Below are 26,656 nucleotides of genomic sequence, written 5' to 3'. Positions count from 1 at the left end.
CGTCATCGGTTCAATAAAGTCCAGCTCGCGCCGCAGGCGGCGGCCAGCACGCCGGCGCCGGCCAGCCATGGCCACGGCCTGCGCCAAAAGCGGTGCGGCTTGCTGGCCAGGGTGTCGCTGGCGGCCAGCGCCACGTGGCGGCCGCCGACCTGCTGCCGCCCTTCGCCATACGCCACCATCAGCGCCTTGTGCGCCATGATATTGATCAGGCGCGGGATGCCGCCGGACGCCTTGTACAGCTTGGCCACGCCGCCACGGCTGAACAGGCGCGCGCCGTCGAAACCAGCCACGCGCAGGCGGTGCGCCACATAAAAATCCACGTCGTCGCGCGACAAGGGCCCCAGGTGATAGTGAAAGGTGATGCGCTGCGCCAACTGGCGGATTTCCGGCAGGGCCAGCTTGACGTCCAGTTCCGGCTGGCCGAACAGCACGATCTGCAGCAGCTTGCGCTTTTCCGTTTCCAGATTTGTCAGCAGGCGCAGCGCTTCCAGGCTGTCGACGGGAATCGCCTGCGCTTCGTCCAGGCACAGCAGCACGCGCTTGCCTTGCGCCGCCAGGTTGAGCAGGCGCAAGTTGAGTGCGCGCAGCAACTGATGCTGCTCAATATCCTTTTCCAGCAAGACATCGAGGTCCTCGGCCAGCGCCAGGATCAGCGAACGGGGCGACAAGTTCGGATTCGGGATGTAGGCCGTGACGAAGTCCGGCCCCAAGGATTGCATGAACTTGCGGCAAAGAAAAGTCTTGCCGGTGCCCACTTCGCCAGTGATCTTGATGAAGCCCTCGCCATTGCGCGCCGCCACCAGCAAGGTGTTGAGCGCCTTTTGCGACTGCGGGCCGTTAAAGAAGAAACTGGTATCGGGCGTGAGACCGAACGGCGCCTCGCGCAAGCCGAAATGGGCCTGGTACATTTAGCGCCGCTCCGACGGACGGCGCGGGTCGAGCGCCTCGATGCGCTTGCCCGAATCGAGCAAGTCCTCGTTCCAGCTATTGGCGCCATCGACGATGGTCGGCTTGATCAGCACCACCAGCTCGCGCTTCTGGATCACCTGCCCCGTGTTGCGGAACAGCGCGCCAAGCACGGGGATATCGCCCGCGCCCGGCACTTGCGAGCGGTCCGACGTCGTGGCCTGGCGCATCAGGCCGCCGATGGCGACGATGCGGCCGTCCTGGCTGCGCACCATGCTGTCCATCTCCGACGTGCTCGATGCCGCCAGCGGCAGTTTCAGGGAACCGGCGCTGCCCAGGTCGATTTCCTTGCTGATGGTCGACACCTGGCTGACGGATGGGTGCACGTGCAGGATGATGTTGCCATCCGCATCGATCTGCGGCGTCACGTCCAGCACCACGCCGGAAAAGAACGGCTGCAAGGTCACGTTGGGGCTGGTCGTCGCGCCGCTGGCCGTCGTATTCGTCGTGGTCGACACGCCCGTCACGTAAAACTCGTCCGTGCCAATCTTCAGCACGGCCTTCTGGTTGTTCATGGTGGCGATGCGCGGGCTCGACAGCACGTGCACGGAGCCTTGCGATTCCAGAAAGGAAATCATCGCCGCGAAATTGGCCGTCTGGAAGGCCAGGCCGAACATGGAACCGGCCGAGGTCGCCGCCGAGCTGAGGCCAAAGCCGCTGCTGGCCGTCAAGCCGCTGCCATTCGTCATGTTGGGCGGCTGGCCGCCGTTGAAGGGCAGCGGCGCCAGGGTGCCGCCCGGCTGGATGAAGCCCGTCGAGATGCGGTTCGTGTGGCCGCTCTTGATCGAGGCGAACGAGGCCCAGTTGATGCCCGTCTGCGTGTTGTCGTTGAGTTCGACTTCGAGGATTTTCGCTTCCAGGATCACCTGGCGGTCGACGGACAATTGCGTGGCCTTCAAATACATGTCGACATTGCGCAACTCTTCCGGCATGGCGCGGATGACGATCACGCCCGATTGCGGGCTCAGCACCACTTGCCGGCCGCCGTCGCTGCTGCCGACGATGGCTTCCAGCGCCGCCTTCAGTTCCGGCCAGAAATCGGCCGTCGACGAGGTGGTCAGGTTGCTGCTGTCCAGGGTACGGCCGCCCTGGCCGCCATTCGTTTGCTGGTTCTGCTCGTTGTTGTTGCCCTGATTGTTATTGCCGCCATTTCCGCTGTTGCCGGAGCCGCCCGAGTTGGTCGAGCCCACGGAACCGACCGACGTCGACGACACGCGCAAGTTGGAACTGCCGCGGCGCGCGCCCGTCAGGTAATTGACGTGGAACAAGCGCGTCTGCATGGTCAGGGGCTTGATGTAGATCTGCGTGCCCTCGACCTTGTAATCGTAGCCATACAGTTCGCGCACGGCGTCGAGCGCCTGGAACAGGGTCACGTCCTTCAGATTGGCGGAAATCGTGCCGCCGATGTCGGGATGGACCAGCATGTTGTAGCGCGTGCCGGCCACGATGGAAGTGAAGAACTGGCGCGCCGGCACATTGTTGAACGCCACGTTGAAGCGCTCGTCGAGCGCGGCGCGGGCCTTCGGCAATTGCTGGGCCAGGGCCGCCACGGGCGGCAGCAGCGCCGCTTCCACGGCGTCCGGCTGGGCCGCTGGCGCCGTGGTGGCTGCCGCGCCCTTGACGGCATCGGTGATCGCATTATAGGTGTCGCGCTTGACGGGCGCGACGTTGCAGCCGCCCAGGCCCAGGCTGACGCTGATGACAGCCGCCATCGTACTGATCTTGAACATGCTCGCCTTGTGTTGATTGAGTTGCTTGGCCACTTCTTCTACTCCTGCTTGCGGTCGGTCTTGCGATCGGTCTTATTGTCGGTCTTGCTGCTGGGATACAGCTTGAAGGTTTCCAGTGATTTGCCACGCCGCAACAATACGGCCGTGTCGCGGATTTCCACCACCACGGCGTCGCCCACCTTGCCGCCCACCTTGACCGTCTGGCCATCGATGACGGCCAGGCGGCGTCCGCCCGGCTGGGTGGAAACGAGCACCGATTGCAGCTGCGGCCGGGCCGCAACGACGGGCGCGGCGTCGGCGGGCGCCCACAGGGCCGCGGGCGGGCGCGTCGGGTCGTCGAGCGCCTGCGCCTGCGCACCCGGCGATGCCAGGCTCAGGATCAGGAAGGGCGCCAGCAGCGCGGAACCCAGGGTCAGAGTGCGATCCATGTATCGTCCATGCTGAGGGTATGTAAGGTCAGGGTCAGGGTGGCGCCCGGGTAACTGGCGGCGTCGAGGTGGGCGGCGCCCCAGAAGACGCGCGTCGGCATCGCTTGCAGCGCCTGCATGTATTGCACCATGTCGGCATAACTGCCTTGCAGCACCACTTCCACGCCATGCTGGTGCAGCAAGGGGGCCGGGGCTGGCGCCCTGGCCGCCGCATCGCCGTTCGCGCTGTCGGCCTGGCGCGCGCCCACGGCGCTGGCGGGCAGGGTTTTCAGCGACACCACGCGCAGTCCGGCGTGCCGGCGCAGCAAGTGTTCGAGCAAGGTGACCATGCGCTCCGGCGCCACCAGGCCATGCTGCTTCTCGCGCAGCGCCTGCGCCAGGGACGCCGTTTCCGCCTGCAAGGCCGCCAGGCGCGTGCGCGCTTCCTGGTCGGGATCGGTGGCATGGGCCAGCATGGTCAGCGCGATTTCCTTGTCGGTGGCGCTCAGGAGGCTTTGTTTTTGCGCAATGCTCGCCTCCAGCGCGGCGCGTTTCGCCAACAGGGGATTGAAGCTCATGAAATAAAACACGAACAGGACGGCGGCCGCACCGGCGCCGAACACCATCAGCCGCTCGCGCAGGCTGAGGGCGTCGAAGGCGGCGGCCCATTTCTTCAGCAAGGGCAGCATCAGCGTGTTCCTTCCGTAACAGGTTTCGGCGGCGTGGCAGGCCCGGCCGGGCCGGCGGCGCGGTCGGCCGACTGCAGGCTGAACGCGACATACGGCAGGCCAGGCGCCTTGCCCTCGGCCACGGCCGGCTGCCCGGACTGGCTAATGTCGAGGCTGGCGAAGGTCTTGCCTCTCAGCACCTCCTGCTGGCCCAGGCGCGTGATGTACGCGGGCAGCAGCGACGCGTGCAAGGCGCGGCCCTGCAAGCCGAAGTCATTGCCGGCGCCGGCGATATCCACGCCCGTCAGCCATACGCCCTCGACCCTGGCCTGCGCCAGCGCGCGGAAATAGCCGGCATAGCCGAGGGTATTGCCCAGCTTGCCGCTTTCCAGCACGTTCGACGCATCCTGCAGCAGCTGACGTTGCGCCTCGACGGCCGCCAGTTCCTGCGCCAGGGCCGGATCTTTCTTGCGTGGAGGAAAATCGCGCAAAGCCTGGTCGCGCTTCGCCTCGCCTTGCGCCAGCGCCGCCTTGACGCCCGCTTCGCGCCGTTCCAGGCCGCTCAAGGCTTGCTGGGCCAACACGCCCACGGCCAGCAGGGCCAGCGCCAGGCCGCCCAGGCCGAAGCCGGCCGTGCGCGCCGACATATGGTGTTTTTGCAGTTCAAACTGGGGATTGAACAGATTGATCTGCTGGCTCATGCGCCCTTCCCTTCGTGCTTGCCCGAATGCGGACCAACCTCGCGCAAGCCGGCGCCGATGGCCAGGAAGTAGCGCGCCTGCATGGCGGGGTCGCGCAATTCGGCGGCCTGCGACAAGTCCAGCACCGTGGCCAGGTCCAGCTGCTCGACCGGCATGTAGAGGTTGTCGGCCAGATAGGCGTGCAAGCCGTCGGCCGCGCCCGTCATCAGCATCAAGCGGGCCAGCGAAATGAAATGAAACTGGCGGTCGAAGTGGTCGAACGAGCGCTGCAGTTCCAGGGTGACGCGGTCGTAATACTGGCTGGCGCCGGGCGACTGCAATTGCGTCAGGGTCACGTCGATGCGGCGCGCCTGGTACAGCTCGCCATTGAAACTCATGGTCAGCAAGCCGCCGTCGCCATCGAAATACAGCACGGCGATGCCGCGTCCCGGCGTTTCCAGCAAGGTGGCGATATTGCGCTGCGCCATCTCGGGGATATCGATCACGGACAGGCCGATCTTGCATTCGGCGTACAGCGCCTGGCGCCGCGACACGGCGCTGTTGCGCGCGGCGACGGCAAACACGCTGCTGCCCCGCTGGGTACCGTTCGGATCGCCGGGGATGTCGAACACGTCGATGGTGGCTTCGGCCAGGGGAAAGTCCAGCATGTCCTTCAGGCGCCAGCCCACGGCCGTCTTCAGTTCCTCGCGCGGCACGGCAGGCGCTTCCAGCGACAGCAACTGGTACTCGCCGCCGGCCAGCACGGTGGTGCAGTGGCGCGCTGCCGCCTGCATGTCCTTGCCCAGTTTTTCCAGCACCTCCGCCGGCGCCGGCCGCGCGGCCGCCTGGTAACTGGCGCCCAGCACGCGCGGCATGCCGTCGGCGGGACGTTCGACAACGACAGCGCTGACGCCTTCCCGGCCAAACGCCGTGGCCAGCCAACCCTCATACTTCCTTGCTCTTGCGAATAAACCCATGCGACCTATCCAGTGTAAGTGCCTGCCCGATCTTGTCGCGCAGTTAATGCATCCAGCCAATTTTAATTCATGAAGCCAACTTTATTGTGTAAAAACAATAAATTAGCGATCTTTTTTTCATACAGTTGACCTTACTGCGACAGCACGGCTTGCAGGCGGCGCTGGACGTAATCGGCGTTATTGCCCGCGTTAGGACAGAACGGCTTGACCGCAGCCGGCTGGTTGCACGCCGTGGCCGTAATGGTCCAGCTGGTCAAGGTGCCGGGCCCCTTGGCCGTGCTGCATTGCACGCTGACGCTGAACGACGACAGCGTCGTGCCCGCCGGCAAGTTGAAATCGGCCGGACCGATGCACGCCGCGCCGGCGGTCAGGCCGGCGCTGATCTGCTGCTGCAGCCCCCATTCGAGACCGGCGCGCGCGGCCTGTTCGGCGCGCACGCCCTGCACGTCCATGGCCGATTCCGTCTGCTGGAAAGTGGAGATATTCACCATCACGGCCGCCAGCGCGGCCAGCACCACCAGCAGGAAAATGGCCGTGACGAGGCTGAAACCGCGCATGCGGCCGGCGCGATAGCGTAGCAAGCGCCTCATGGCGTATTCCTCGCCTGTACCTGTTGCACCAGGCGCAGCACGCCCGTATTGCTGTTCGCCGCCCCCAGGCTCAGGTCGATATTCACCAGACCCCGCTGCACGTTGGCCAAAATGCCATAGCTGAAACGGCAAGCCGTCACCTGGCGCGCCAGCAGTGCTCCCTTCTTCGCCTCCAGCGGCGCCGTGTTTTCCACAACCGGCTGGGTAGCCTGGATGACATAGCCCGCGTAACGGGTCAGGGTGCCGGTCGCCAGATCGCACGCATAGGTAACGGGCGTCGATACCACCTGGAAACGGTTCGATGGCGATGGCAGCGGCGCGGGCGCCGTCGTGAAGGGATAGCTGCCCAAGGTGACGACAGTGCCGGACACTGCCGTCACGGGCGCACGGTTGCAGCCATTTGCCGCGCTGCAGGCATACGCATTGTTCGGCGCGTCGTCCCCGCCCAGGTTGTAGACGACGATCTGATCGCCCACGCTGATCGCCTGGCGCGTGCCCAGCGCATCGGCGGGCATGGCGCCGACGACGGTGAAGCTCGCCGGAACGCCGGGGGCGGGAGGGGTCTCGAAGCTCAGCACATTGCCCAGACCGGCCGGGTCGCTGTCGCTCAGGTAGCGCCCGCCCGTCTTGGTCAGCAGCAATTCCAGGTACAGGCCATTGCCGCCCACGCGCACGCTGTTGGGCAGGGCCAGGCGCACGTCGCGCGTCAGGCGGCGCGCCGCCGTATCGGCCGTGTCGGCCAGCGCCGCGCGCGCGGTGGTGTCGATATAGCCTTGCACGGGCACGCGGATGAAGACGGCGACCATGGCGCCGATGATGCCCGTGATGACGATCACGATGACCATCTCGACGAGGGTAAAGCCGCGCGGGCGGCGCCTGGCGTTATAGAAATTTCTCATGGGATACTCATGGGATACTATTCGGCGCATAGCGCACGCGATAGCCGTCGAGCACGATCTGCTGGTCGGCATACGGCACGACCACCTGGATATGCAGGCTTTCCGTCGCAGGCAGGTTGTTCAGTGCTTGCTCGGTGATCGTCACCAAGGCAGTGTAATTCTGGGTGGGGCTGGCAGCCCAGGCATTACCCTGGGCATCCGTCGTGTACTCCTTGGCCGTGCCATACGCGCTCACGTAATCGTTGACGTTGTCGAACGGCCTCCCCGCGCCGTTCGCCTCTTCCCCCGGCCCTTCCGGGATGGCGCAGCCGGCCGGGCTGGTCGCCGTTTCCGCGGCCGGGTCTTGCGGATCGCAATAGGTAAACCGCGCCAGCTGGATTTCTTCCAGCATGCCTTCGGCAATCGCCAGCGCCTGCTTGCGCAGCTGCGGATCGGCGCTGTGTTGCGTCGTCAGGCTCATCACGCCCAGGATGGCGGCCGAGGCCAGGCCGACGATGACGATGAACAGCACCAGTTCGATCAGGGTCACGCCGCGTTCACGCTGGCGCCGCTGGCTAATGGACATAGCCCGTCTCCCCCTCGACCGTGACGACGCGCTCCGTGCCGTCACCCAGGATGCTGATGTTCAGCCGCGCCGGGAAAGCCGATGGCGCCGGGAACACATCGTTCTGCGCATATGGTTTGCCCAGCGCGTCGAAATAAAAGCTGGGCTCACCTGTCACATCGGTGGACAGCTTGACGCCGGACGGACGGCCTTCGCACAGCCAATTACTCCCCAGGCAATACTGCTGCGTCTCCTTGCTGCCGCTGTTCTTGCCCGCGGGCGGCACCACTTTCTGGTCAGCGCTGCAAACGGCATCGAAGCACAGGGCCACGCTGTTGGCATCGATGCGCACAAACACGGCACGGTTTTGCGCCACCGCAAGTTTTTGCCCGTAGCGCACGATATTCGTCACCTGGTCGGCAAAACCGCGCGCGTCAAAAGTGTCGCGCTGGAAAAACCGGTTGACGGCAAAGGTCGCCAGCAAACCCGCCAGCACCAGCACGGCCACCAGCTCGATCAAGGTGAAGCCGCGTGGGCGGCACTGCAGCCTAGCCCGCGGTAGCGCCAGACGTTGCGGCAAGATGATCGATGGCAAGGACAATGGAGATACCCGTAAAAAAGCCCAACCGGCATAGCCTGGCGTTGGGCGGGCGGAAACATGGCGCGGCCGTGCCGGTTTGCCGGCACGGCATCTGCACGCCTGTATTAACTGCAGTTGGCTGGCGTGTTCAGGGCCGTCGCGTCAACCACCGGCGGCTGGATCGGTGTGGTGCCTGCGACAGCCACGGCAGCCGTATAGGTCACCTTGCAATTTGGATGTTTACTGTCAGGCAATACAGTCAACACGGTCGCCGTTGCAGCAGTGGTGGTGGTATCGTAGTCAAGCAGACCACCTGCCGCCGCGGCGATGCCAGGCGAAGCGATAGACGGATAGCCGCTGACGCCCTTGACGTCCGTGCCTTCCATGGTGATGGCAACGCTGTCCGCAGGCGAACCCTTGACCAACCATTGTGCGTGGAACAGGGCCGAACCAGACTTCAAGGCACCCGCCGCCGCCTGCATCTTGGCCACGCGCGCCTCGGTCGACATGTCGATGAATTTAGGAATCGCCGTGGCGGCCAGGATGCCGAGGATCACGATGACGACGATCAATTCGATCAGGGTAAAACCTGCCTGGGCGCCGCTTTTCATACTACGTAAAGACTTGTTCATTCTTGCTTTCTCCAAAATCAAATAAAAAAACTTCAAAACCAACGCCATGACACCGTCGCTGCACCGGACCAGGAAGCGCGTCAGTTTGCCGCCGGGTCCGGCGATTGCCACACCACGATATCGGGTTCCTGGGCGAGCTTGTCAAGATCGGCATCCGCACGTGGCAAGGTTACCTTAAATTTCACTAAATCAACCCTTTTACTGGGAAAAATATTGCCATTACTAAACAAATAGATGATTTTTTGTTCTTTTTTATCGTACAGCCAATTCCCCGCTGGCAATTTTTCAAGCTCCGGCTGCGCGAACTCGCCCAGGTAGTTGGCCGGCTTATCCATCAGCCAGTCGAACGGGTTTTGCCGCGCCAGCGCCGGCAACTGGTCGCGCCGATCCGCCAGGTACAGGTGCAGCACCTGCACCCGCAAGCTGGTGCGCAGCACGCCCAGCATCTGCGCCACGGCCACCTGCTGCGCCTGCTGCTGGTAATAGCTGACCCGGTTCAGGAACACGGCCGTCAGGATGGCGAACACGCCCGCCACCACCGCCAGCTCGAACAGGGTGAAACCGCGCTGGCGGAACGGTTTTGCCATCAGTGCAGGGCCGCCCGGCCCAGGTCCCAGATCGGCAGGAAGATGCCCAGCGCCAGCACCAGCACCATGGCGCCGAGGAAGACGATCAAAATCGGCTCGATCTGCGCCGACAGGGTTTTCAGCTCGTAATCGACTTCGCGCTCGTACATGTCCGCGATCTCGTCCATCAGGTCGTCGAGCGAACCGGATTCCTCGCCCACGGCGATCATCTGCAGCACCACGGGCGTGAACACGCCGGCCGCCACCGAGGTGCGCAAGATGCTCTCGCCCCGCTCGACGCCGTCGCGCATCTGTTCCACGCGCGCGCTCAGATACGTGTTGTCGACCGTTTGCGACACCACCGTCAGCGCCTGCACGATGGGCACGCCGCTCGTACTCGACAGGGCGAAGCTACGCGCGAAGCGGGCCATCGTGCCCTTCAGGATGATCTTGCCGGCGATCGGCAGGCGCAGCTTGGCGCGGTCCCACTTATATAAACCCTCTTTCGTGCGCAGCCAGGCGCGCCAGCCGAAAAAGCCGCCCACGCCCAGCATCAGCAGGATGGGCCAGTACGTCACCGTAAAGCGCGAGATACCGATCAGGATGCGCGTCATCAGGGGCAGTTCTGCATGGAAGCTGGCGAACACCTTCTCGAACTGGGGAATGACGAAGATGTTGACCACGATCATGGCGGCCAGCATGGCGAAGACGACGAAGGTCGGGTAGCGCGTCGCCGTTTTCACGCGCGCGCGCATGTCGCGGTCGAATTCCAGGTGGTCGAACAGGCGCAGGAACACTTCATCGAGGCGCCCCGTCATTTCGCCCACGCGCACCATCGACAGGTAGAACGGCGTGAAGATGGCGGGATGGCGCGCCATGGCGGCCGACAGTTCGCGGCCCGCGTCCAGCGATTCGCGCACATCCTTGATGATGCGCCCGAATGCGGGGCTGATGGCCGACTCCTGCAAGCCGGCCAGGCCGCGCATGATGGGCACGCCCGCCTTGAGTAGCGTGTACAGTTGGCGGCTGAACAATTGCACGTCCATGGGCGTGACCTTTTTCTCGGTCAGCTTGTCCCACCAGCCCAGTTGGTTGGCGCCCGCCTTCGTCACCGTCTGTTTCGTGGCGCTGATGTCGACGGGCGTGCTGCCGCCCGCCATCAATTGGTCGGCCACGGCGCCGCTGTCGGCGCCTTCCATGACGCCGGTCAACAGTTCGCCGCTGGCGCTGCGCGCCTTGTAGGAGAAAAACGGCACCTCAATCCTCGCTCTGGTTGCTGATGCGCATCGCTTCCATCACCGTCGTGCGGCCCTGGACCACCAGCTGCACGGCGTGGCGGCGCAGGGTTTCGCCCGCCATCTGCGCCGTCGCCACCTTCATGAAGTGGGAAGGATCGGCATGGTTGGCGGCATCGGCCACGGCGCGCGTGATTTCCAGCAATTCGTACACGCCCGTGCGGCCCCGGTAACCCATGCCGTTGCAATGCGAACAGCCCTTGCCGTGGAAATACTGGTTGCGTTCGACCAGCTCGCCCAGTTCCAGGCGCAGCCATTCGTATTCGTTCGGCGTGGGCGCGTATGGCGTGCTGCAGCTTTCGCAGATCACGCGCACCAGGCGCTGCGCCAGCACGGCTTGCAGCGAGCTGCCCACCATGTAGCGGGGCACGCCCATGTCCATCAGGCGCAGCGGCGTGCTGATGGCGTCGTTCGTATGCAGGGTCGACAGCACCAAGTGACCCGTCATGGCGGCGCGCAAGCCGATTTGCGCCGTTTCCTGGTCGCGCATCTCGCCCACCAGCACGATGTCGGGATCTTGCCGCAGGGCCGAGCGCAGCACCCTGGCGAAATTCAGCTCGATCTTGTCGTTTACTTGCACCTGGTTAATGCCCGGCAAGCGGTACTCGACGGGGTCTTCCACCGTGATGAGCTTTTTTTCCACGGAGTTGAGTTCGGACAAGGCGCAGTACAAGGTCGTCGTCTTGCCGCTGCCGGTCGGCCCCGTCACCAGCACGAGGCCGTTCGGGCGGCTGACGATGGCGCGAAATTGCGCCACCAGCGCAGGCGGCATGCCGATGGCGTCCAGGCGCAAGGTCGTGCCGCCCTGGTTCAGGAGCCGCATCACCACCGATTCGCCGTATTGCGTCGGCATGGTGGAAATACGCACGTCGATGCGCTGGTTTTTCACGCGGATGGCGAAGCGTCCATCCTGCGGCAAGCGTTTCTCGGAAATATCGAGGTCCGACATCAGTTTCAGGCGCAGCGCCAGCGAACTGGCGATCTTGCTGTCCGCTTCCGTCTGCAGGTGCAGCACGCCGTCGATGCGGAAGCGGATCTGCAGCCGGCCTTCCTGCGGCTCGATGTGGATGTCCGAGGCGCGCACCTGGGTGGCATCCTCGAACACGGATTGCAGCAGCTTGACGATGGGCGCCTCTTCCAGGCCCGGATTGGCGGCCAGCGCGCCGAAGTCGACGGAAACGTCGCCCAGGTCCTGCTCCAGCTCGCGCGTCAGGGTGGAAATGTCTTCCGTGCGGCGGTAGATGCGGTCGATGGCGGCCAGCACTTCCGTCTCGTTGACGACGGCCAGCTCGATATGGCGCTTGACCAGGCGCGAGATTTCATCGTACGCAAACAGGTCCGTGGGATCGGACATGCCGACCAGCAAGCCCTCGCGGCGGTCTTCCAGCACCAGCGCGCGGAAGCGCCGCGCCTGGGTTTCCGGCAGCAGCCGCACCAGTTCGGGGTTGATGTTGAAAAACTTCAGGTTGATGTAGGGAATGTCGAGCTGGCGCGCCAGGGCGCCCGAAATCTGCTCTTCCGTGACGAAGCCGTGCTCGACAAAAACGCGGCCCAGCTTGCGTCCCGAACGTTTCTGTTCCGTCAAGGCCTGGCCCAACTGTTCTTCCGTCAGCAATTTCTGCTGCACCAAAATTTCACCGAGCCGGACTTTCTCTGGCCTTGCCATGCTTGCTCCTCGACAGATTCATCAGACGATGCACGCCAGCGGCGCGCGGGGGTATTTTATTCCAGAACCTGTTGTTTCTTAAAGAAAATACATTCCATCATTTGATTTTTGCGCATTTCAACACTCAGCAAGTAAACACTTGCCGCCCGCCGGCACCCATGGCAATAATGGCGCTCGTACCCCGTCTTGCCTGCCGACCATTGCCACTATGAACGCTTGCGCCATCGAGTTCCACAACGTGCATCTGCAGCTGGCGGGCAGCGCCGTGCTGCGCGGCGTCGACCTGCAGGTGCGCGCGGGAGAACTGTTCGGCCTGGTTGGAGTGAATGGCGCGGGCAAGACTTCCCTGCTGAAATGCCTGCTGGACTTCTGTACGCCCGAGCGGGGCGAGATCGCCATCTTCGGCCAGCCGTACCGGCATGGCGCGGCGCGCCAGCCCCTGTCGTTTCTGCCGGAACGCTTCCAGGCGCCGTATTACCTGACGGGCGGCGACTTCCTGCGCTACCTGGCGCGCCTGCACAAGGTGCGCCCCGATGCGCAAGCGCTGCAGCAAACCCTGGACGCGCTGGACCTGGCGCCGGACGCCCTGCTGCGCCCCGCGCGCGAGTATTCGAAAGGCATGATGCAGAAACTGGGGCTGGCCGCATGCTTGCTATCAGGCAAGCCGCACCTGGTGCTCGATGAACCGATGAGCGGACTCGACCCGAAGGCGCGCGCGCAATTCAAGCAAGTCTTGCGGCAAGCGCGCGCGCAAGGCCGCGGCGCCCTGCTCACCTCGCATGCGCTGGCCGACGTGGAAGAATTGTGCGACCGCATGGCCATCCTGCATGGGGGCCGCATCGTGTTTACGGGCACGCCCGCCGAATGCCGCGCGCGTCACGGCGGCGCGCAAGACGCCAGCCTGGAACAGGCTTTCCTCAATTGCATCGCGACATGAACGCCGACACGCACGTCCCGCCTGCCACGCCGCCCGGACGGCCGTATGCGCCCTCGCCGCACGGCATGTATCTGCGCCATTTCGGCTTGCGCACGGCGCCGTTCGGCATCACGCCGGACCCGGCCTTCTTTTATACGGGCAATACGCGGGGCGAGCTGCTCGCTGCGCTGCTGTATGCCGTCACGCAAGGCGAAGGCATCATCAAGCTGACGGGCGAAGTGGGCAGCGGCAAGACCATGCTGTGCCGCATGCTGGCCGAGCGCCTGCCGCCCCGGGTCGACGTGCTGTACCTGCTCAATCCCCGCCTGGAACCGGACGAAGTCTTGCACGCCATCGCCGTCGAACTGGGCCTGGAACTGGATGGCTGCCGCGCCGATGCCGTGCTGCGCGCCCTGCACGGCGAGCTGATCGCCAGGCATGCGGCGGGACGCCAGGTGGTGTTGCTGGCCGAAGAAGCGCAAGCGATGCCGGGCGCCACCTTGGAAGCGCTGCGCCTGCTGACGAACCTGGAAACGGCCAGCCACAAGCTGCTGCAGATCGTTCTGTTTGGCCAGCCGGAATTGCAGCACACCCTGGACTTGCCCCAGTTCCGCCAGTTGAAGGAACGCATCACCCACAGTTTCAGCGTGCCGCGCCTGCCGCCAGCCTTGCTGGACGACTATCTGGCATGCCGCCTGGCCGCCGCCGGCCGCCAGGCGCCGCTCGTTTTCACGCCGGCCGCACAGCGCCGGCTGGCGCGCGCGGCGCAGGGCATCGTGCGCAGGATCAATATCCTGGCCGACAAAGCCTTGCTGGCCGCGTTTGCGGACGATGCGCAGGAAATCAGCGCGCGCCACGTGCGCCTGGCCATCGCGGACAGCCCCTTTTACCGCCCGCCCTGGCATGCGGGCAAGCTGCTGGCAGGCGCCTTGAGCGCGCTGATGCTGTTGCTGGCCTTTGCTCTGCTGTGGCAATGGCAGGCAGGCAGCGAGGATCGGACAGCGGCGACAGCCAGCATGGCGACGCCGGCAAGCCAGGCATCCCAGGCACGCTCCGCCGCGCCCGCCGACGCGGCCTCAGGCACGCTCAAGGCAGCGCTTGTGCGCGCACCGCAGCCCGCCCCGTCGACGCTGCTCGACAGCAAGCTGGCCGAATCGCGCGACTGGCTGGCGCGACAAGGGCCGCGGCAACTGGTGCTGCACATCGCCAGCCTGCCCGCCACCGAGACAGTTGCGGCGGAAACCTTCCTGCGGCAGGCGCAGCAAGCCACCGGCCTGCACGACCTCCACGTGTTTCGCCTGCCTGGCGCCATGCCCGCAACCACGTCCGCGCCCGCAAATACGCCGCCCGCGACCTCCACCGCGCGCCTGCTCATCGTCTATGGCAGCTTTGCCGACCAAGCCAGCGCCGAAGCCTTGTGGGCCAGGCTGGCCCCGGCGTCGCCGCAGAAAATATTGCTGAGCGACATAGACAGTATCCGCACAGAAATAAAAGCCCTGACACCGGAAAAACCGGGGCGTGGCGCCCCCTGACTTTATTTCAGCATATTGCCTCCCAAGCCTGCACAGCCGATTGCTTTTAAGCGATCATGCTGGGTAAAATTACAAAAGCACAACACGACTTCAAGGGCGAACTTTTCATGACTCAACACCCTATTCCTGTGCTGACCTCATGGGTCGCCCTCGCCTGCAGCACCATGCTGGCCGGCTGCGCCACGCATCAAACGCCGCTGTCGCCGGCCCACCTCAATGCCGCGCCCGTCGCCGCCGGCGTCATTCCCGAACCGGTGCAGCAAAGCAGCGCGCTGGCCGCGCCCCTGCCCGCGCCCAAGGTGGAAACCTACAGCGTCACCGTACACAAGGTGCCCGTGCAATCGCTGCTGTTTGCGCTGGCGCGCGACGCGGGCATGAATATCGACATCCACCCGCAGATCGAAGGCAGCGTCACCCTGAATGCGCTGAACCAGACCCTGCCGCAATTGCTGGCGCGTATCGGCAAGCAAGTCGATATGCGCTACGAAATCGATGGCAAGAACCTGACGGTGCTGCCCGACGCACCCGTCTGGCGCACTTACAAGGTCGATTACGTCAACATGGCGCGCAGCACCAACAGCAGCGTGAATATCGCCACGCAAATCTCCACGGCGGGCGGCGGGTCGAACAACGCCAGCAACCCCGTGGGCAGCACGCAAGGCAGCGGCGGCAACGGCAATAACAATTCGACCACCCTCGTCGTGAATCGTTCGGAAAATAATTTCTGGTACAGCCTGGAAAAGAATATCCGCGACCTGCTGCGCGAGACCACGCTCAACGACGTGCAGGTGGACCCGCTGGCGCAGCTGAACCAGCAATTGACGAGCATGCCAGGCCAGCAGGGACAGCAAGGCCAGCAGCAGAACCAGGCCGGCACCTACCCTGCCGCCGGTGCGGCGGGCCAGTACGGCGCCCAGCCGCCGATGCAGTATGGCAACCCGAACGGGAGCCAGAATGCGCCGGGACAGCAGGCGCCCGGCCAGAACGCGGCTCCCGGCCAGCCGCTGGACGCGAACGGCATGCCGCTGCTCAAACTGGCCAACAAGGGCAGCCCCTCGTCCGTCGTCGTCAACGTCGAGGGCGGCCTGATCGCCGTGCGCGCCACGGGGCGCCAGCATGAAAAGATCGCCGAATTCCTCGACGCGGTATTGCACAGTGCCAAGCGGCAAGTGCTGATCGAGGCGACCATCATCGAAGTGCGCCTGAGCAATGAATACCAGCAAGGCATCAACTGGTCGCGCCTGACGGGCAGCCTGCAATTGCGCCAGGGCCAAGTGGGCACGGCGGGCCTGTCCAGCGGCGTCACGCCGAACGCCACGCCCGGCATCTTCCTGCTCAATTATCTGAAGGACAGCTTTTCCACCACCATCCAGCTGCTCGAATCGTTCGGCAAGGTGAAAGTGCTGTCCAGTCCGAAGATCAGCGTGCTGAACAACCAGACGGCCATGCTGAAGGTGGTCGACAACAATGTCTTCTTTACCATCAAGGTGACGCCCGCCGTGATCAGCTCGACGGGCACCATCACCACGCCGGCCACCTATGAATCGAAGCTGGAAACGGTGCCCGTCGGCTTCGTCATGAGCGTCACGCCGCAGATTTCCGACAGCGATGAAGTGACCCTCAACGTGCGCCCCACCATCACGCGCATCGTCGGCTACGTGCAAGACCCGAATCCGGCCCTGGCCACGGCCAACGTGCAAAGCCGCGTGCCCGTGATCCAGGCGCGCGAGCTGGAATCGATCATGAAAGTGGGCAATGGCCAGATCGCCGTGATGGGCGGCCTGATGCAAGACTCCATCGACAATGCCAAGGATGGCGTGCCGGGCCTGTCCAGCCTGCCCTTGGTGGGCAATCTGTTTACCTACCGCAATGAGGCAAGCAGCAAGACGGAGCTGGTTATCTTCATGCGCCCCGTCGTCGTCAAGGATGCCAGCGTCGAGGGCGATTACCGCGATTACCGCTACCTGCTGCCCGGCCAGGCGCCGCTCAACACCCAGCCCTACACGGATGGCCCGCCAGCGGCGCCCGTCCGGCCGCAGGCGCGCTTGCAGGGAGACTTCCCATGAGCTTGCTGATGCAGGCGCTCAAGAAAGCCGAGCGCGCCAAGCAGAACAGCCTTTCCGACGAAGAACTGGAAAAGCCGTCCGAAGCCTACGACCAGGTGCTGGAACTGGCGCCGGCCGACGCCCTGCCGCCCCGTCCCGCACCAACGCCAGCGCCCGTGCAGCCGGCAAGCACCTTGCGCCTGGAACCGCTGGCGGACGCGCCTGCGCCGCAGCCCGCGTCCAGCGGCGCCCAGCCGGAGCCACAGCCAGGGTCGCAGCAAGGCGCGCAGTCAGGCCCGCCCCCCGAGCCGCCGCGCGCCCGTCCGGAAGCGCCGCCCGCCCGGCCACGCGCCAGCCGCAGCAATCCGCCGCCGAAAGGCCCCACGGGCCCCATCAGCGTCGACCCGGTCACCGTGCGCCTGGCCGTGCTGCTGGCGATCCTGCTGCTGGTGGTCGGTTCCATGGCGTACTGGTACTGGCGCGCCAGCACCAGCCCCGGCGCGGGCGCCAACTTGCCCGGCGTGCCCATGCCGCTGACGGATGCCCCAGGCACGGCCGGCGTTGCAGGCCCCGTCGTGGTGGTGCCGGCGACGGGTGCCGCGCCGCCGGACGCCATGACGCCCGCGGCGCTGCCGCCCGACAACCCGCGCGACGCGCGCCAGCCAGAGTCAGCACAGGACCAGCAAGCGATGATACAGGCGGCGGCCCAGGCCGCCGTAGCGGCGCAGCTGGCGCACATGGCGCCGCCCGCAGCGCCCAGCCTGCCACCGGTGGCCGCGCCCGACAACAGCCAGATCCAGGTGCAGCGCAGCGTGGCCGCGCCGCAAATCAACCCCGACGTGCAGCAAGCCTATCAAGCCTTCAACGGGGGCCAGTTGGGTCTTGCTCGTCAGCAATATGAAACGGTGCTGCGGCAGGATGCCACCAACCGCGACGCGCTGCTGGGCCTGGCGGCCGTGGCCCTGCGCGAAAACCAGGGTGCGCAGGCGGCGGCCCTGTACGTGCGTTTGCTGGAAATCAATCCCGACGATGGCGAGGCGCTGGCCGGCCTGATCGGGCTGCGCCAGGGCGACGTGGCGCAGAGCGAGGCAAAATTGAAAGCCATCCTGGCGCGCAACCCCGACAGCGCCCCCGTACTGTTTGCACTGGGCAATGTGTACGCCAAGCAGCGCCGCTGGAACGAAGCGCAGCAGCAATTTTTCCGCGCCTACGGCGCCGCGCCCGGCAACCCCGACTATGCCTTCAACCTGGCCGTGGGCCTGGACCGGCTGAACCAGCCCCGGCTGGCCGCCACGTATTACCAGCGCGCCTTGACCCTGGCGCAAACGACGCCCGCCGCCTTCGACCAGGCCGTCGTGCAAACGCGCTTGCGCGAACTGGCGGCCCCTGCGGCCCCGGCCGAGCCGGCCGTCATCACCCCCCGTCAGGAATAAGCATCACATGGCAGAACAGGCAAAACTTCCCCTCGGCAAGCTGCTGATCCAGAAAGGCGTGATCAGCGAAGACCAGCTGCGCATCGCCCTGATCGAGCAGCGGCGCAGCAGCGAACCGCTGGGCAAGCTGCTGATCACCCTGGGTTTTGTCACGGAAGCCACCGTGCGCGAAGCGCTCAGCGAAAACCTGAAACAGGTCAGCGCGGACCTGTCCAGCCTGGTGGTCGACGCCATCGCATTAAAGCTGATACCGAAGGACGTGGCCAAGCGCTACCGCGTCTTTCCCATCGTCTACGAGCGGCAGGCGGATAACCTGATCCTGGCCATGGCCGACACGAGCAACATCGTTGCGCTCGATCAAATCAGCGCCATGCTGGTCAAGGGCATCACGATTTCCACCGTGCTCGTCAACGAATCGGACATTTCGCGCGCCATCGACCAGTACTATGGCTTCGAACTGTCGATCGACGGCATCCTGCACGAAATCGAGACGGGCGAAGTCAGCTATCAAAGCATGGCCTCGCCGTCGGACGAATACAGCCAGCCCATGGTGCGCCTGATCGATGCGCTGCTGGCCGACGCCGTGCAGAACGGCGCCTCGGACATCCATTTCGAGCCGGAACAGTCGTTCCTGCGCATCCGCTACCGCATCGACGGCATCCTGCGGCAAATCCGCAGCCTGCACAAATCGTACTGGCCGGCCATGGCCGTGCGCCTGAAGGTGATGTCGAACATGAATATCGCCGAGGCGCGCGCGCCGCAGGATGGGCGCATCAGCATCAAGTTTTCCGGGCGGCAAATCGACTTCCGCGCGTCGGCGCAGCCCACCACGCATGGCGAAAACGTCGTGCTGCGCGTGCTGGACCGGCAAAAGGGCATCGTGCCGCTGGACGCCCTGGGCCTGGCCGAGGCGGAATTGAACTTGTTGAAACTCATGATCGCGCGCCCCGACGGCGTGATCCTCGTGACGGGCCCGACGGGCAGCGGCAAGACCACCACCCTGTATTCGATACTCAACCATATCAATACGGAAAGCGTCAACATCATGACACTGGAGGACCCGGTCGAGTATCCGATGAGCATGATACGCCAGACCTCCGTCAACGAATCCGTCAAGCTGGGCTTTGCCGACGGCATCCGCTCGATGATGCGGCAAGACCCCGACATCATCCTCGTGGGCGAGATCCGCGACCGCGAAACGGCGGAAATGGCGTTTGCCGCCGCCATGACGGGCCACCAGGTGTATTCCACCCTGCATACGAGCTCGGCCATCGGGTCCGTGGCGCGCCTGCTCGACATCGGCATCTTGCCCGACATCATGGCCGGCAACATCATCGGCATCGTGGCGCAGCGCCTGGTGCGCCGTTTGTGTCCGCATTGCAAGGAAACCGTCATCGCCGATGCCATCGAGCGCCGCCTGCTGGGCCTTGCGTCCGAAGCGCCCGCCGTCAGCATCTGCCGCGCCGCCGGCTGCGAACGCTGCGCGCACCAGGGCTACAAGGGCCGCCTGGCCATCATGGAAATCCTCAAGATGACGGCCGAACTCGATGAATTGACGGCCCGCCGCGCCAGTTTGCGCGAGCTCAAGGCCGCGGCGCGCGCGGCCGGCTTCAAGGGCATCGTCGACGACGGCATGCGCCGCGTGCTGGAAGGCGTCACCACCCTGGAAGAAGTGGGCCGCGTGGTCGACCTGACGGAAAGGCTGGCCTGATGGCGCAATATGTCTACCGCGCAATGGATGCGGCCGGCGCCCTGATTCCCGGCAGCATGGAGGCGGCCAACGTGCCGGACCTGGAAGCGCGCCTGCACCGCATGCAGCTCGACTTGATCGACTGCAAGATCACGGGCCAGTACCTGGTACTGCTGGGCAAGCGCATCATCCACCGCCGCGACCTGATCAATTTCTGTTTCCACATGGAACAGTTGACGGGCGCGGGCGTGCCCATCCTGGAAGGCTTGAACGACTTGCGCGAAAGCACGGACCACCCGCGCCTGCGCGAAGTCGTCACGGATCTGATCGAAAGCATCGAGGGCGGCCTGCCCCTCTCGGGCGCGCTGGCCCAGCATGGCGACATCTTCGACGCCACGTTCACCAGCCTGATACTGGCGGGAGAACAGAGCGGCCGGATCGCCGACGTCTTCAAGAACCTGTCGGAAAGCCTGAAATGGCAAGATGAGCTGGCTTCGCAGACGCGCAAGATCGTCATGTACCCCGTCGTCGTCGCCATCGTCGTGGCGGCCGTGACGTTTTTCCTGATGATTTACCTGGTGCCCCAGCTGACGGCGTTCATCCGCAACATGGGCGGCGAGCTGCCGCTGCACACGCGCGTGCTCATTGCCGTGTCGAATGTCTTCATCGATTACTGGTATCTGCTGCTGGCCCTGCCCGTGCTGCTGTTTTTCGGGCTGCGCGCGCTCATCCGCCGCAGCGGGGCGGCCCGCTACGCCTGGGATGGCTTGAAACTGCGGTTGTGGCTGGTCGGTCCCGTGCTGCACAAGATCATCCTGGCCCGCTTCGCCACGTTTTTTGCCCTGATGTATGCCTCCGGCATCACCATCCTCGAATGCATCCGCCTGTCCGAAGGCATCGCCGGCAACCAGGTGGTGGCGGCCGGCCTGCGCCGCGCCGCGCAGCTGATCAGCGAAGGTTACGGCGTCACCGCCGCCTTCCAGCACACGGGCATCTTCCCGCCGCTGGTGATCCGCATGCTGAAGGTGGGCGAGTCCACGGGTTCGCTGGACACGGCCTTGCGCAATGTCAGTTACTTTTACAACCGCGAAGTGAAGGAGTTGATTGAGAAAGTGCAAGCCATGATCGAACCGGCCATGACGGTCATCCTGGGCTTGCTGCTGGGCTGGATCATGCTGTCGGTGCTGGGGCCGATCTACGACACCATCAGCACCATCAAAACCTGAGGCCGCCGTGTTCCGCAAACAATTACTCTACCTCACCAGCGACGCCCTGTGCGCCTACGACTGGAACCACGGCGTGCTGGGCCCCGGCCAGGCCTTCCCCGCCAGCGCGGCCGGGCTGGACGGCTTCGCCGCGTGGCTGGAAGACCCGCAGGAGCGCAGGCTCGACGTGCCCGCCTACCTGCTGACGGACTTGATCGAGGAAGATTTCCAGCATCAGCTCGTGCCCCACGTGCGCGGCAAGGCGGGCCGCGCCCTGCTGGAGCGGCGCAAGCAGCAATTACACCGCGACACGCCCTACCGGGGCAGCACCCTGCTGGGGCGCGAAAGCACGGGCCGCCACGACGACCAGGTACTGTTTTTCGCCCTCACCAATCCCACCTTGCTGCAACCGTGGACGGAGGCGCTCGAACACTTGCGCGTGCCCGTGGCCGGCATCTATTCGACCAGCCTGCTCAGTATCGCGCTGGTCAAAAAGCTGTCGATCGCGCATGAACACTTGCTGCTGGTGACGCAGCAATCGGGCGGCTTGCGGCAAAGTTACTATGAAAAGGGGCAGCTGCGCTTTTCGCGCCAGACGGCGACCATCGCGCTCGACGGCGTGGCCGTGAATATCGCGCTGGAAACGGAAAAGACACGGCAATTTCTCACCAGTACGCGCATGCTGGCGCGCGGCGACGTCCTGAATACCGTCATCCTGGCGCCGGCCGCGCAGATCGCCAAGCTCGAGCTGCTGTGCGACAACGGCGTCGAAGTGGCTTACCACTTCATCGACCTGCAGCTGGCCGGCGAACGGGTGGGCTTGCGCCAGACGCCGGCGCTGGCCGACGAATTGCTGCTGACCTTGCTGGGCAAGCATCCGCCGTCCAGCCACTATCCGCCCGGCGCGCTGGCCCGCTATTACCACTTCCAGCGCGCGCGCAAGACGCTGTACGGCGCCAGCGCCCTGATCGGTGCGTCGGCCGCCCTGTGGTGCGTGATCAATTTGCTTGGCGGCATCGCCGACGGGGCCAGCACGCAGCGGCTGGCGCAGGAAACGGCGTCCTACCAGGAACGCTACCGCAGCGTCATGTCGACCCAGCCGCCGGCGCCGGCCAAGACGCAGAACATGAAAGTGGCCGTCACCCTGGGCCAGATGATCGCCAGCCAGGCGCCGGAGCCGGGTCGCCTGCTGGGCATGCTGAGCGCCGCGCTGGACCAGGCGCCGCAGGTCGCGCTGGGCCAGCTGCACTGGCACGCGGGCCAGGCGCCCGCGCGCGCGGCCGCCGGCCAGCCGCCGCCGCAGACTGCGCCGCCCCGCAGCGCCCTGGCCGGCATCCCTGTCGCGCCGCCGCAGGCGCTGCGCCTGGAAGCGGACGTGGCCATGCCGAACAATGACTACCGCGCCGCCCTGGCCGCCATCACGGCCTTCGCGCAAACGCTGGCGCGCCAGCCGCGCATGCAGGTGACGATCGAGGAAACGCCGCTCGACCTGCGTCCCAGCGCGGCCCTGTCCGGCAAGAGCGCCGCGCCGGCGCAGGACAGCCAGGCCCGCTTTACCCTCTTGCTGGAGTGGCAGCCATGAGCGGCCCCGTGAAGCAGCCGCCCCTGCCCGGCATGCAGCGGGCAGGCACGCCCATGCGCACCCTGCCCGCCTGGCTTGGCGAACTGCACCTGGTGCGCGCCGCCCTGCTGTGCTTTGCGCTGACCTTGCTGGCCAGCCTGCTGCTGCTGAGCCTAACCGCCGCCTATCGCATGCGCGAAGCGCAACAGTTGTACCTGGCCCAGCACACGCGCGCGGCGGCGGCCACCCTGTTCAACCACGCGGAAGCGGAAAAGCAGGAAATCCGCGCCTACGAACCGCAATTTTTGGCCCTGCGCCAGCGCGGCCTGATCGGCGAAGAAAACCGCCTGGCCTGGATCGACGCCATCCGCCGCAGCCAGGAACAGCGCAAATTGCTGCCGATCAGCTATGACATCAGCCCGCAGCAAGCGCTGCCCGTGCCATTGCCCATGGTGATGGGGCAATATCACCTGCGCGGCAGCCGCATGCGCCTGCAGATGGATTTGCTGCACGAGATGGACTTGCTGAACCTGTTTGACGATTTGCGCCAGGCCGGCTATTTCGCAGTGCAGGATTGCACGCTCAAGCGCCACGGCGCGGCCGGCGGCGAGGCGGTGCCGACCCTGGGCGCCGAATGCGAACTGCTGTGGCTGACCGTCAACAGCGTGCCCGTGCAGGGGCGGCCATGAAGTCCGCCCGCATCCTGTGCGCGCTGCTGGCCGGCGCCGCACTCACGGCGCAGGCACAGCAGCTGGGACGTTTGTTCCTGTCGCCCCAGCAGCGCGCCCAGCTCGATGCGCAGCGCTACGGGCCGCCGCCACCCGATCCCGCCCTGGCTGCCCCCACGCCACCGCCACCGCCGCCGCCTGCGCCGCCCGTGGAATTGAATGGCGTGGTGCAGCGCAGCAGCGGCCGCTCCACCGTCTGGCTGAACCAGGAAGCGCAGAACGAGCCGCACAACCGCCTTGCCCGCGACAAGCCCGGCACCCTGACCCTGCGCCTGTCGAATGGCCAGGCGGTGCTGCTGAAACCTGGCCAGCGCTACGACCCGGCCAGCGGCACGGTCACCGAAGTGCAGGAGACACCGCCATGACGCTACGGCAAGCTCATTGTCAACCTCATCGGCAAGCTCGTTGGCAACCTCGTCGCCAGCGGGGCGCCGCCCTGTTGCTGCTGGTGGCCGTGCTGGGCCTGGGCGCGGCCAGCCTCCTGATCAGCGCCTTTGGCCGCAAGACGGGCGAGGCCGAACGCCAGCAGCGCACGCTGGACACCCTGGCGCAGGCGCGCGAAGCCTTGCTGGGCTTTGCGGCGGTCAATGGCCGCCTGCCCCGTCCGGCCGCCTCCGCCCTCGACGGGCGCGAACGTGCCGCCGACTGCGCCGACGATGCCGCCTGCAGCGGCTTCCTGCCGTGGGTGGCGCTGGGCGTGGCGGGCAGCGACGCCTGGGGCAAGCTGCTGCGCTACAGCGTCACGCCGGAAATGGCGCGCGCGCCCATCGTCTCGTTTTCCGCCGTCGCCAACCGGGTCGTGCTCGAGCGCGACGCGCGCGGCGAATTCGCCTTCGTCGCGGGCCAGGCACTGTGCGACGTCAGCGTCGAATGCCTGCCCGTCGTGCTGTTCTCGCAAGGCAAGAATCACTACGGCACGGCCGCCAGCGGCGTGACGCAGATCAATACGGCACGCGGCAATGTCGACGAAGCCGCCAACGACCGCGCCAGCCGCAGTTTCATCGCCCGCCCCGCCACCGACAATGCCGCGCTGCCCGGCGGCGCCTTCGACGACATGCTCACCTGGATTACCTTGCCCACCCTGTACCAACGCATGCGCGCCGCGCGCAACCTGCCATGAGCCCCCTCCTGCATCCATCGCGCCGCCAGGGCGGCTTTTCCCTGATCGAGATCGCCATCGTGCTCGTCATCGTGGGCCTGATGATAGGCGGCCTGGTCACGCCCTTGACGGTGCAACTGGAACAGCGCAAGGTGGCCGAGACGCAACAGGCGCTGAATGAAGCGAAGGAAGCGCTGACGGGCTACGCGCTGCGCTACGGCTACCTGCCCTGTCCCGCCATCTCCGCCATGAGCGGCCTGGAAGACCGGCGCGGCACCCGCTGCACGGGCGAAAAGCGCGCCGGTTTCCTGCCCTGGGCCACCCTGGGGCTGCGCCAGGGCGACAGCTGGAACAATCTGTTCCGCTACAGCGTGACGCCGGCCTTCAGCGACAGCGGCCAGCTTTTCAGCCTGTCGACGCCGCGCGACATCAGCATCGTCACGCGCAATGGCGGCGCGCTGCTGCAGGCGACGGCCTTGAACGACATCCCCGCCATGATCATGTCGCACGGCAAGAACGGTTTCGGCGCCACGGGCGTGCAGGGCCAGCGCCAGGCTGTGCCTTTCGGCAACAATGTCGACGAGCGCAACAATGCCTCGAACGCCACCACCGTCATCAGCCGCGCCGCCAGCGGCCCGCAGCAGCCCGGCGGCGAGTTCGACGATATCGTCGCCTGGCTGTCGCCAAACATCCTGTTCAACCGCATGGTGGCCGCGCAAAGGCTGCCCCGCTGATGTCCATGCTCTCGCCCGCCGCCACCATCGCCCGCTACACCTTGCTCGAAGCGCTGCGCAGCCGCCTGCCGTGGCTGTTCCTGCTGGCCGCCTGCGGCGCCGCCGCCCTGGCCGGCTTCCTGCAGCAACTGGCGCTGACGGAAAGCGGCGCCGTGCAGGCGGCGTTGCTGGCGGCCGCCTTGCGCCTGGCCGGCGTCTTCCTGCTCGCCACCTTCATCATCACCAGCATGGCGCGCGAAGCGGCCGACCGGGGCCTGGAACTGCTGCTGGCGCTGCCCATGCCGCGCGCCGCCTACCTGCTGGGCAAACTGCTGGGCTACGGGGCCCTGGCAGCCGTGCCCGCCGTGCTGTTCGGCCTGCTGATGGCGCTGTTCGCCGCGCCCGCGCAAAGCGCGCTGTGGGCGCTGTCGCTGCTGGGCGAATTGTGGATCGTCACCGCCTTCAGCCTGCTGTGCGCGGCCAGCCTGCAGCAGGCCCTGCCGGCGCTGGCCGCCACCAGCGGTTTCTACGTGCTGGCGCGCATGCTGGGCAGCCTGCAACTGCTGGCGCACGGCCCGCAAGCGGGCGACTCGCTGGTGCAGCGGGCCACGGCCGGCGCCATCGACGTGCTGGCCCTGCTGCTGCCCCGCCTGGACGCCTTTGCGCGCACGGAATGGCTGCTGTACGCCACCGGCGACTGGCCAGCCCTGGCCAATGTGGCGGCGCAAACCGGCATCTACGTGGCCTTGCTGGCCAGCTGCGCGCTGTGCGACTTTTACCGCAGGAACATCTGATGGCCGCCGCCCAGCGCCCCTGGAGCAGCGTGCCGCGCCCCCTGTGCTGGCTGCTGGCGGCATGCCTGCTGCTGCAGCTGGGCTGGCGCCTGGCGCAGCAGCAAGCGCCGGCGCAGGCGCGGCCCCTGCCCGCCGCGCCGCCGGCTGGCGTGGCGCGCCTGGCCAGCCTGGGCGAGCCGCTGGCCATGTCGAAAGCCATGCTGCTGTACCTGCAGTCGTTCGAAGACCAGGCCGGCGTCAGCCTGCCGTGGCGCCAGCTCGACTATGACCGCCTGGCCGGCTGGCTGGAAACGGCGCAAACGCTCGATCCGCGCAGCCAGTATGCGCTGGTGGCCGCCAGCGAAGTGTACGCGGGCGTGGCCGACCCGCTGCGCGTGCGGCGCATGCTGGCCTTTGTCGCCGCCAGCTTCGCGGCCGACCCGCAGCGCCGCTGGCCCGCCATGGCGCAGGCGGCGCTGGTGGCGAAGCACCAGCTGCACGACCTGCCGCTGGCCCTGTCGTATGCGCGTGAACTGCGGCGGCTGGCGACGGGGCCGCAAGTGCCATCCTGGGTGCGCGAGATGGAAGCGTTCATCCTGGAAGACATGGACCAGCTCGACAGCGCCCGCCTGGTGATCGGCGGCCTGCTCGCCAGCGGCCAGATCAGCGATCCGCACGAGCTGGCCTTCCTCGCGCGCCGGCTCGACGAACTTGCCAAGAAGAAAGCAAAGGCCACGCCATGACCCTGCCCTGCGCGCCCG

Annotated in this window: 27 protein-coding genes; 13 read left to right on the top strand and 14 right to left on the bottom strand. The window is 65.8% G+C overall.

The features are described 5' to 3' along the window. Positions 1-2: 2 nt before the first annotated feature. The 14 genes from OX459_RS08925 to OX459_RS08860 all read right to left on the bottom strand — a co-directional run bounded on the left by OX459_RS08925 (position 3) and on the right by OX459_RS08860 (position 12,200). Entirely contained in the window at positions 3-908 is a 906-nt protein-coding gene (locus OX459_RS08925; RefSeq protein ID WP_289904689.1) for an AAA family ATPase, read from the bottom strand. Beyond that, positions 909-2,696, bottom strand: coding sequence for a pilus (MSHA type) biogenesis protein MshL (gene mshL / locus OX459_RS08920; RefSeq protein WP_289897537.1), 1,788 nt, complete (start codon positions 2,694-2,696; stop codon positions 909-911). A 38-nt stretch (positions 2,697-2,734) separates the two neighbouring features. Beyond that, positions 2,735-3,124, bottom strand: coding sequence for an MSHA biogenesis protein MshK (locus tag OX459_RS08915; RefSeq protein ID WP_289904688.1), 390 nt, complete (start codon positions 3,122-3,124; stop codon positions 2,735-2,737). Beyond that, the gene (gene gspM / locus OX459_RS08910) at positions 3,109-3,792 is read right to left on the bottom strand and encodes a type II secretion system protein GspM (protein WP_289904687.1); all 684 of its coding nucleotides are present in this window, start codon (positions 3,790-3,792) and stop codon (positions 3,109-3,111) included. Before gspM ends, OX459_RS08915 begins: the two co-directional genes overlap by 16 nt. After that, on the bottom strand, positions 3,792-4,472 hold the full coding sequence (locus tag OX459_RS08905) for an MSHA biogenesis protein MshA (protein WP_289904686.1): 681 nt from the start codon (positions 4,470-4,472) through the stop codon (positions 3,792-3,794). Before OX459_RS08905 ends, gspM begins: the two co-directional genes overlap by 1 nt. Next, a complete protein-coding gene (locus OX459_RS08900) occupies positions 4,469-5,428 on the bottom strand; it encodes an agglutinin biogenesis protein MshI (protein ID WP_289904685.1) in 960 nt (319 codons plus the stop codon). The genes OX459_RS08905 and OX459_RS08900 overlap by 4 nt, the downstream gene beginning before the upstream one ends. Positions 5,429-5,559: 131 nt before the next feature. Continuing rightward, complete coding sequence (locus OX459_RS08895) at positions 5,560-6,018, bottom strand: agglutinin biogenesis protein MshP (protein ID WP_289904684.1); 459 nt, start codon at positions 6,016-6,018, stop codon at positions 5,560-5,562. Continuing rightward, positions 6,015-6,917 (bottom strand): prepilin-type N-terminal cleavage/methylation domain-containing protein, encoded by a 903-nt coding sequence (locus tag OX459_RS08890; RefSeq protein WP_289904681.1) that lies wholly within the window; start codon positions 6,915-6,917, stop codon positions 6,015-6,017. Before OX459_RS08890 ends, OX459_RS08895 begins: the two co-directional genes overlap by 4 nt. Before the next feature lie 7 nt (positions 6,918-6,924). Further along, entirely contained in the window at positions 6,925-7,482 is a 558-nt protein-coding gene (locus OX459_RS08885; RefSeq protein WP_289904679.1) for a type II secretion system protein, read from the bottom strand. Further along, positions 7,472-8,056, bottom strand: coding sequence for a type II secretion system protein (locus OX459_RS08880; RefSeq protein ID WP_289904678.1), 585 nt, complete (start codon positions 8,054-8,056; stop codon positions 7,472-7,474). The genes OX459_RS08885 and OX459_RS08880 overlap by 11 nt, the downstream gene beginning before the upstream one ends. Before the next feature lie 110 nt (positions 8,057-8,166). Beyond that, a complete protein-coding gene (locus OX459_RS08875; RefSeq protein ID WP_289904677.1) occupies positions 8,167-8,721 on the bottom strand; it encodes a type II secretion system protein in 555 nt (184 codons plus the stop codon). Positions 8,722-8,753: 32 nt separating this feature from the next. Continuing rightward, positions 8,754-9,260: a type II secretion system protein gene (locus OX459_RS08870; RefSeq protein ID WP_289904675.1), complete on the bottom strand. Its 507-nt coding sequence runs from the start codon at positions 9,258-9,260 to the stop codon at positions 8,754-8,756. Then, positions 9,260-10,495, bottom strand: coding sequence for a type II secretion system F family protein (locus OX459_RS08865; RefSeq protein WP_289904674.1), 1,236 nt, complete (start codon positions 10,493-10,495; stop codon positions 9,260-9,262). Before OX459_RS08865 ends, OX459_RS08870 begins: the two co-directional genes overlap by 1 nt. 1 nt (position 10,496) lies before the next feature. Continuing rightward, entirely contained in the window at positions 10,497-12,200 is a 1,704-nt protein-coding gene (locus OX459_RS08860) for a GspE/PulE family protein (protein WP_034781098.1), read from the bottom strand. A gap of 208 nt (positions 12,201-12,408) precedes the next feature. Here OX459_RS08860 and OX459_RS08855 point away from each other — a divergent pair, with 208 nt between their 5' ends. From OX459_RS08855 to OX459_RS08795, 13 genes are all read left to right on the top strand, one after another. Beyond that, positions 12,409-13,137, top strand: coding sequence for an ABC transporter ATP-binding protein (locus OX459_RS08855; protein WP_289904671.1), 729 nt, complete (start codon positions 12,409-12,411; stop codon positions 13,135-13,137). Next, entirely contained in the window at positions 13,134-14,648 is a 1,515-nt protein-coding gene (locus OX459_RS08850) for an AAA family ATPase (RefSeq protein WP_289904669.1), read from the top strand. The genes OX459_RS08855 and OX459_RS08850 overlap by 4 nt, the downstream gene beginning before the upstream one ends. A 107-nt stretch (positions 14,649-14,755) precedes the next feature. Further along, on the top strand, positions 14,756-16,714 hold the full coding sequence (mshL, locus tag OX459_RS08845) for a pilus (MSHA type) biogenesis protein MshL (protein WP_289904668.1): 1,959 nt from the start codon (positions 14,756-14,758) through the stop codon (positions 16,712-16,714). Continuing rightward, positions 16,711-18,126 (top strand): tetratricopeptide repeat protein, encoded by a 1,416-nt coding sequence (locus OX459_RS08840; RefSeq protein WP_289904667.1) that lies wholly within the window; start codon positions 16,711-16,713, stop codon positions 18,124-18,126. Before mshL (OX459_RS08845) ends, OX459_RS08840 begins: the two co-directional genes overlap by 4 nt. A 7-nt stretch (positions 18,127-18,133) precedes the next feature. Next, complete coding sequence (locus tag OX459_RS08835) at positions 18,134-19,837, top strand: ATPase, T2SS/T4P/T4SS family (protein WP_289904666.1); 1,704 nt, start codon at positions 18,134-18,136, stop codon at positions 19,835-19,837. Further along, positions 19,837-21,042 (top strand): type II secretion system F family protein, encoded by a 1,206-nt coding sequence (locus OX459_RS08830; RefSeq protein ID WP_251348303.1) that lies wholly within the window; start codon positions 19,837-19,839, stop codon positions 21,040-21,042. The genes OX459_RS08835 and OX459_RS08830 overlap by 1 nt, the downstream gene beginning before the upstream one ends. A 7-nt stretch (positions 21,043-21,049) precedes the next feature. Continuing rightward, entirely contained in the window at positions 21,050-22,603 is a 1,554-nt protein-coding gene (locus OX459_RS08825; protein ID WP_289904665.1) for a hypothetical protein, read from the top strand. After that, complete coding sequence (locus tag OX459_RS08820; protein ID WP_289904664.1) at positions 22,600-23,271, top strand: hypothetical protein; 672 nt, start codon at positions 22,600-22,602, stop codon at positions 23,269-23,271. Before OX459_RS08825 ends, OX459_RS08820 begins: the two co-directional genes overlap by 4 nt. Continuing rightward, positions 23,268-23,675, top strand: a complete 408-nt coding sequence (locus OX459_RS08815) for a hypothetical protein (RefSeq protein WP_289904663.1) — start codon at positions 23,268-23,270, stop codon at positions 23,673-23,675. Before OX459_RS08820 ends, OX459_RS08815 begins: the two co-directional genes overlap by 4 nt. Next, positions 23,672-24,430 carry a hypothetical protein gene (locus OX459_RS08810; RefSeq protein ID WP_289904662.1) on the top strand — a complete coding sequence of 253 codons (759 nt, stop codon included), beginning with the start codon at positions 23,672-23,674 and terminating at the stop codon, positions 24,428-24,430. The genes OX459_RS08815 and OX459_RS08810 overlap by 4 nt, the downstream gene beginning before the upstream one ends. Next, positions 24,427-25,143: a type II secretion system protein gene (locus OX459_RS08805; protein ID WP_289904659.1), complete on the top strand. Its 717-nt coding sequence runs from the start codon at positions 24,427-24,429 to the stop codon at positions 25,141-25,143. Before OX459_RS08810 ends, OX459_RS08805 begins: the two co-directional genes overlap by 4 nt. Further along, positions 25,143-25,916 carry an ABC transporter permease subunit gene (locus OX459_RS08800; protein WP_289904658.1) on the top strand — a complete coding sequence of 258 codons (774 nt, stop codon included), beginning with the start codon at positions 25,143-25,145 and terminating at the stop codon, positions 25,914-25,916. The genes OX459_RS08805 and OX459_RS08800 overlap by 1 nt, the downstream gene beginning before the upstream one ends. After that, positions 25,916-26,638: a hypothetical protein gene (locus OX459_RS08795; RefSeq protein WP_289904657.1), complete on the top strand. Its 723-nt coding sequence runs from the start codon at positions 25,916-25,918 to the stop codon at positions 26,636-26,638. The genes OX459_RS08800 and OX459_RS08795 overlap by 1 nt, the downstream gene beginning before the upstream one ends. Positions 26,639-26,656 lie beyond the last annotated feature (18 nt).

The sequence above is a fragment of the Janthinobacterium sp. SUN026 genome (assembly GCF_030397625.1).
GTDB classification, from domain to species: Bacteria; Pseudomonadota; Gammaproteobacteria; order Burkholderiales; family Burkholderiaceae_D; genus Janthinobacterium; species Janthinobacterium kumbetense.
The sequence above is the reverse complement of the archived record's forward strand: the minus strand, read 5'-3'. Positions and strand labels throughout refer to the sequence as shown.

What these genes read in the sequence shown, in the direction of transcription:
- OX459_RS08820 (WP_289904664.1), top strand. Translation starts at nt 22,600, where the DNA reads ATGAGCGGCCCCGTGAAGCAGCCGCCCCTGCCCGGCATGCAGCGGGCA.
- OX459_RS08875 (WP_289904677.1), bottom strand. Translation starts at nt 8,721, where the DNA reads ATGGCGTTGGTTTTGAAGTTTTTTTATTTGATTTTGGAGAAAGCAAGA.
- OX459_RS08855 (WP_289904671.1), top strand. Translation starts at nt 12,409, where the DNA reads ATGAACGCTTGCGCCATCGAGTTCCACAACGTGCATCTGCAGCTGGCG.
- mshL (WP_289904668.1), top strand. Translation starts at nt 14,756, where the DNA reads ATGACTCAACACCCTATTCCTGTGCTGACCTCATGGGTCGCCCTCGCC.
- OX459_RS08915 (WP_289904688.1), bottom strand. Translation starts at nt 3,124, where the DNA reads ATGGATCGCACTCTGACCCTGGGTTCCGCGCTGCTGGCGCCCTTCCTG.
- OX459_RS08860 (WP_034781098.1), bottom strand. Translation starts at nt 12,200, where the DNA reads ATGGCAAGGCCAGAGAAAGTCCGGCTCGGTGAAATTTTGGTGCAGCAG.
- OX459_RS08815 (WP_289904663.1), top strand. Translation starts at nt 23,268, where the DNA reads ATGAAGTCCGCCCGCATCCTGTGCGCGCTGCTGGCCGGCGCCGCACTC.
- OX459_RS08800 (WP_289904658.1), top strand. Translation starts at nt 25,143, where the DNA reads ATGTCCATGCTCTCGCCCGCCGCCACCATCGCCCGCTACACCTTGCTC.
- OX459_RS08925 (WP_289904689.1), bottom strand. Translation starts at nt 908, where the DNA reads ATGTACCAGGCCCATTTCGGCTTGCGCGAGGCGCCGTTCGGTCTCACG.
- OX459_RS08900 (WP_289904685.1), bottom strand. Translation starts at nt 5,428, where the DNA reads ATGGGTTTATTCGCAAGAGCAAGGAAGTATGAGGGTTGGCTGGCCACG.
- OX459_RS08805 (WP_289904659.1), top strand. Translation starts at nt 24,427, where the DNA reads ATGAGCCCCCTCCTGCATCCATCGCGCCGCCAGGGCGGCTTTTCCCTG.
- OX459_RS08870 (WP_289904675.1), bottom strand. Translation starts at nt 9,260, where the DNA reads ATGGCAAAACCGTTCCGCCAGCGCGGTTTCACCCTGTTCGAGCTGGCG.
- OX459_RS08830 (WP_251348303.1), top strand. Translation starts at nt 19,837, where the DNA reads ATGGCGCAATATGTCTACCGCGCAATGGATGCGGCCGGCGCCCTGATT.
- OX459_RS08850 (WP_289904669.1), top strand. Translation starts at nt 13,134, where the DNA reads ATGAACGCCGACACGCACGTCCCGCCTGCCACGCCGCCCGGACGGCCG.
- OX459_RS08905 (WP_289904686.1), bottom strand. Translation starts at nt 4,472, where the DNA reads ATGAGCCAGCAGATCAATCTGTTCAATCCCCAGTTTGAACTGCAAAAA.
- OX459_RS08795 (WP_289904657.1), top strand. Translation starts at nt 25,916, where the DNA reads ATGGCCGCCGCCCAGCGCCCCTGGAGCAGCGTGCCGCGCCCCCTGTGC.
- OX459_RS08890 (WP_289904681.1), bottom strand. Translation starts at nt 6,917, where the DNA reads ATGAGAAATTTCTATAACGCCAGGCGCCGCCCGCGCGGCTTTACCCTC.
- OX459_RS08895 (WP_289904684.1), bottom strand. Translation starts at nt 6,018, where the DNA reads ATGAGGCGCTTGCTACGCTATCGCGCCGGCCGCATGCGCGGTTTCAGC.
- OX459_RS08810 (WP_289904662.1), top strand. Translation starts at nt 23,672, where the DNA reads ATGACGCTACGGCAAGCTCATTGTCAACCTCATCGGCAAGCTCGTTGG.
- OX459_RS08840 (WP_289904667.1), top strand. Translation starts at nt 16,711, where the DNA reads ATGAGCTTGCTGATGCAGGCGCTCAAGAAAGCCGAGCGCGCCAAGCAG.
- OX459_RS08835 (WP_289904666.1), top strand. Translation starts at nt 18,134, where the DNA reads ATGGCAGAACAGGCAAAACTTCCCCTCGGCAAGCTGCTGATCCAGAAA.
- OX459_RS08885 (WP_289904679.1), bottom strand. Translation starts at nt 7,482, where the DNA reads ATGTCCATTAGCCAGCGGCGCCAGCGTGAACGCGGCGTGACCCTGATC.
- mshL (WP_289897537.1), bottom strand. Translation starts at nt 2,696, where the DNA reads ATGTTCAAGATCAGTACGATGGCGGCTGTCATCAGCGTCAGCCTGGGC.
- gspM (WP_289904687.1), bottom strand. Translation starts at nt 3,792, where the DNA reads ATGCTGCCCTTGCTGAAGAAATGGGCCGCCGCCTTCGACGCCCTCAGC.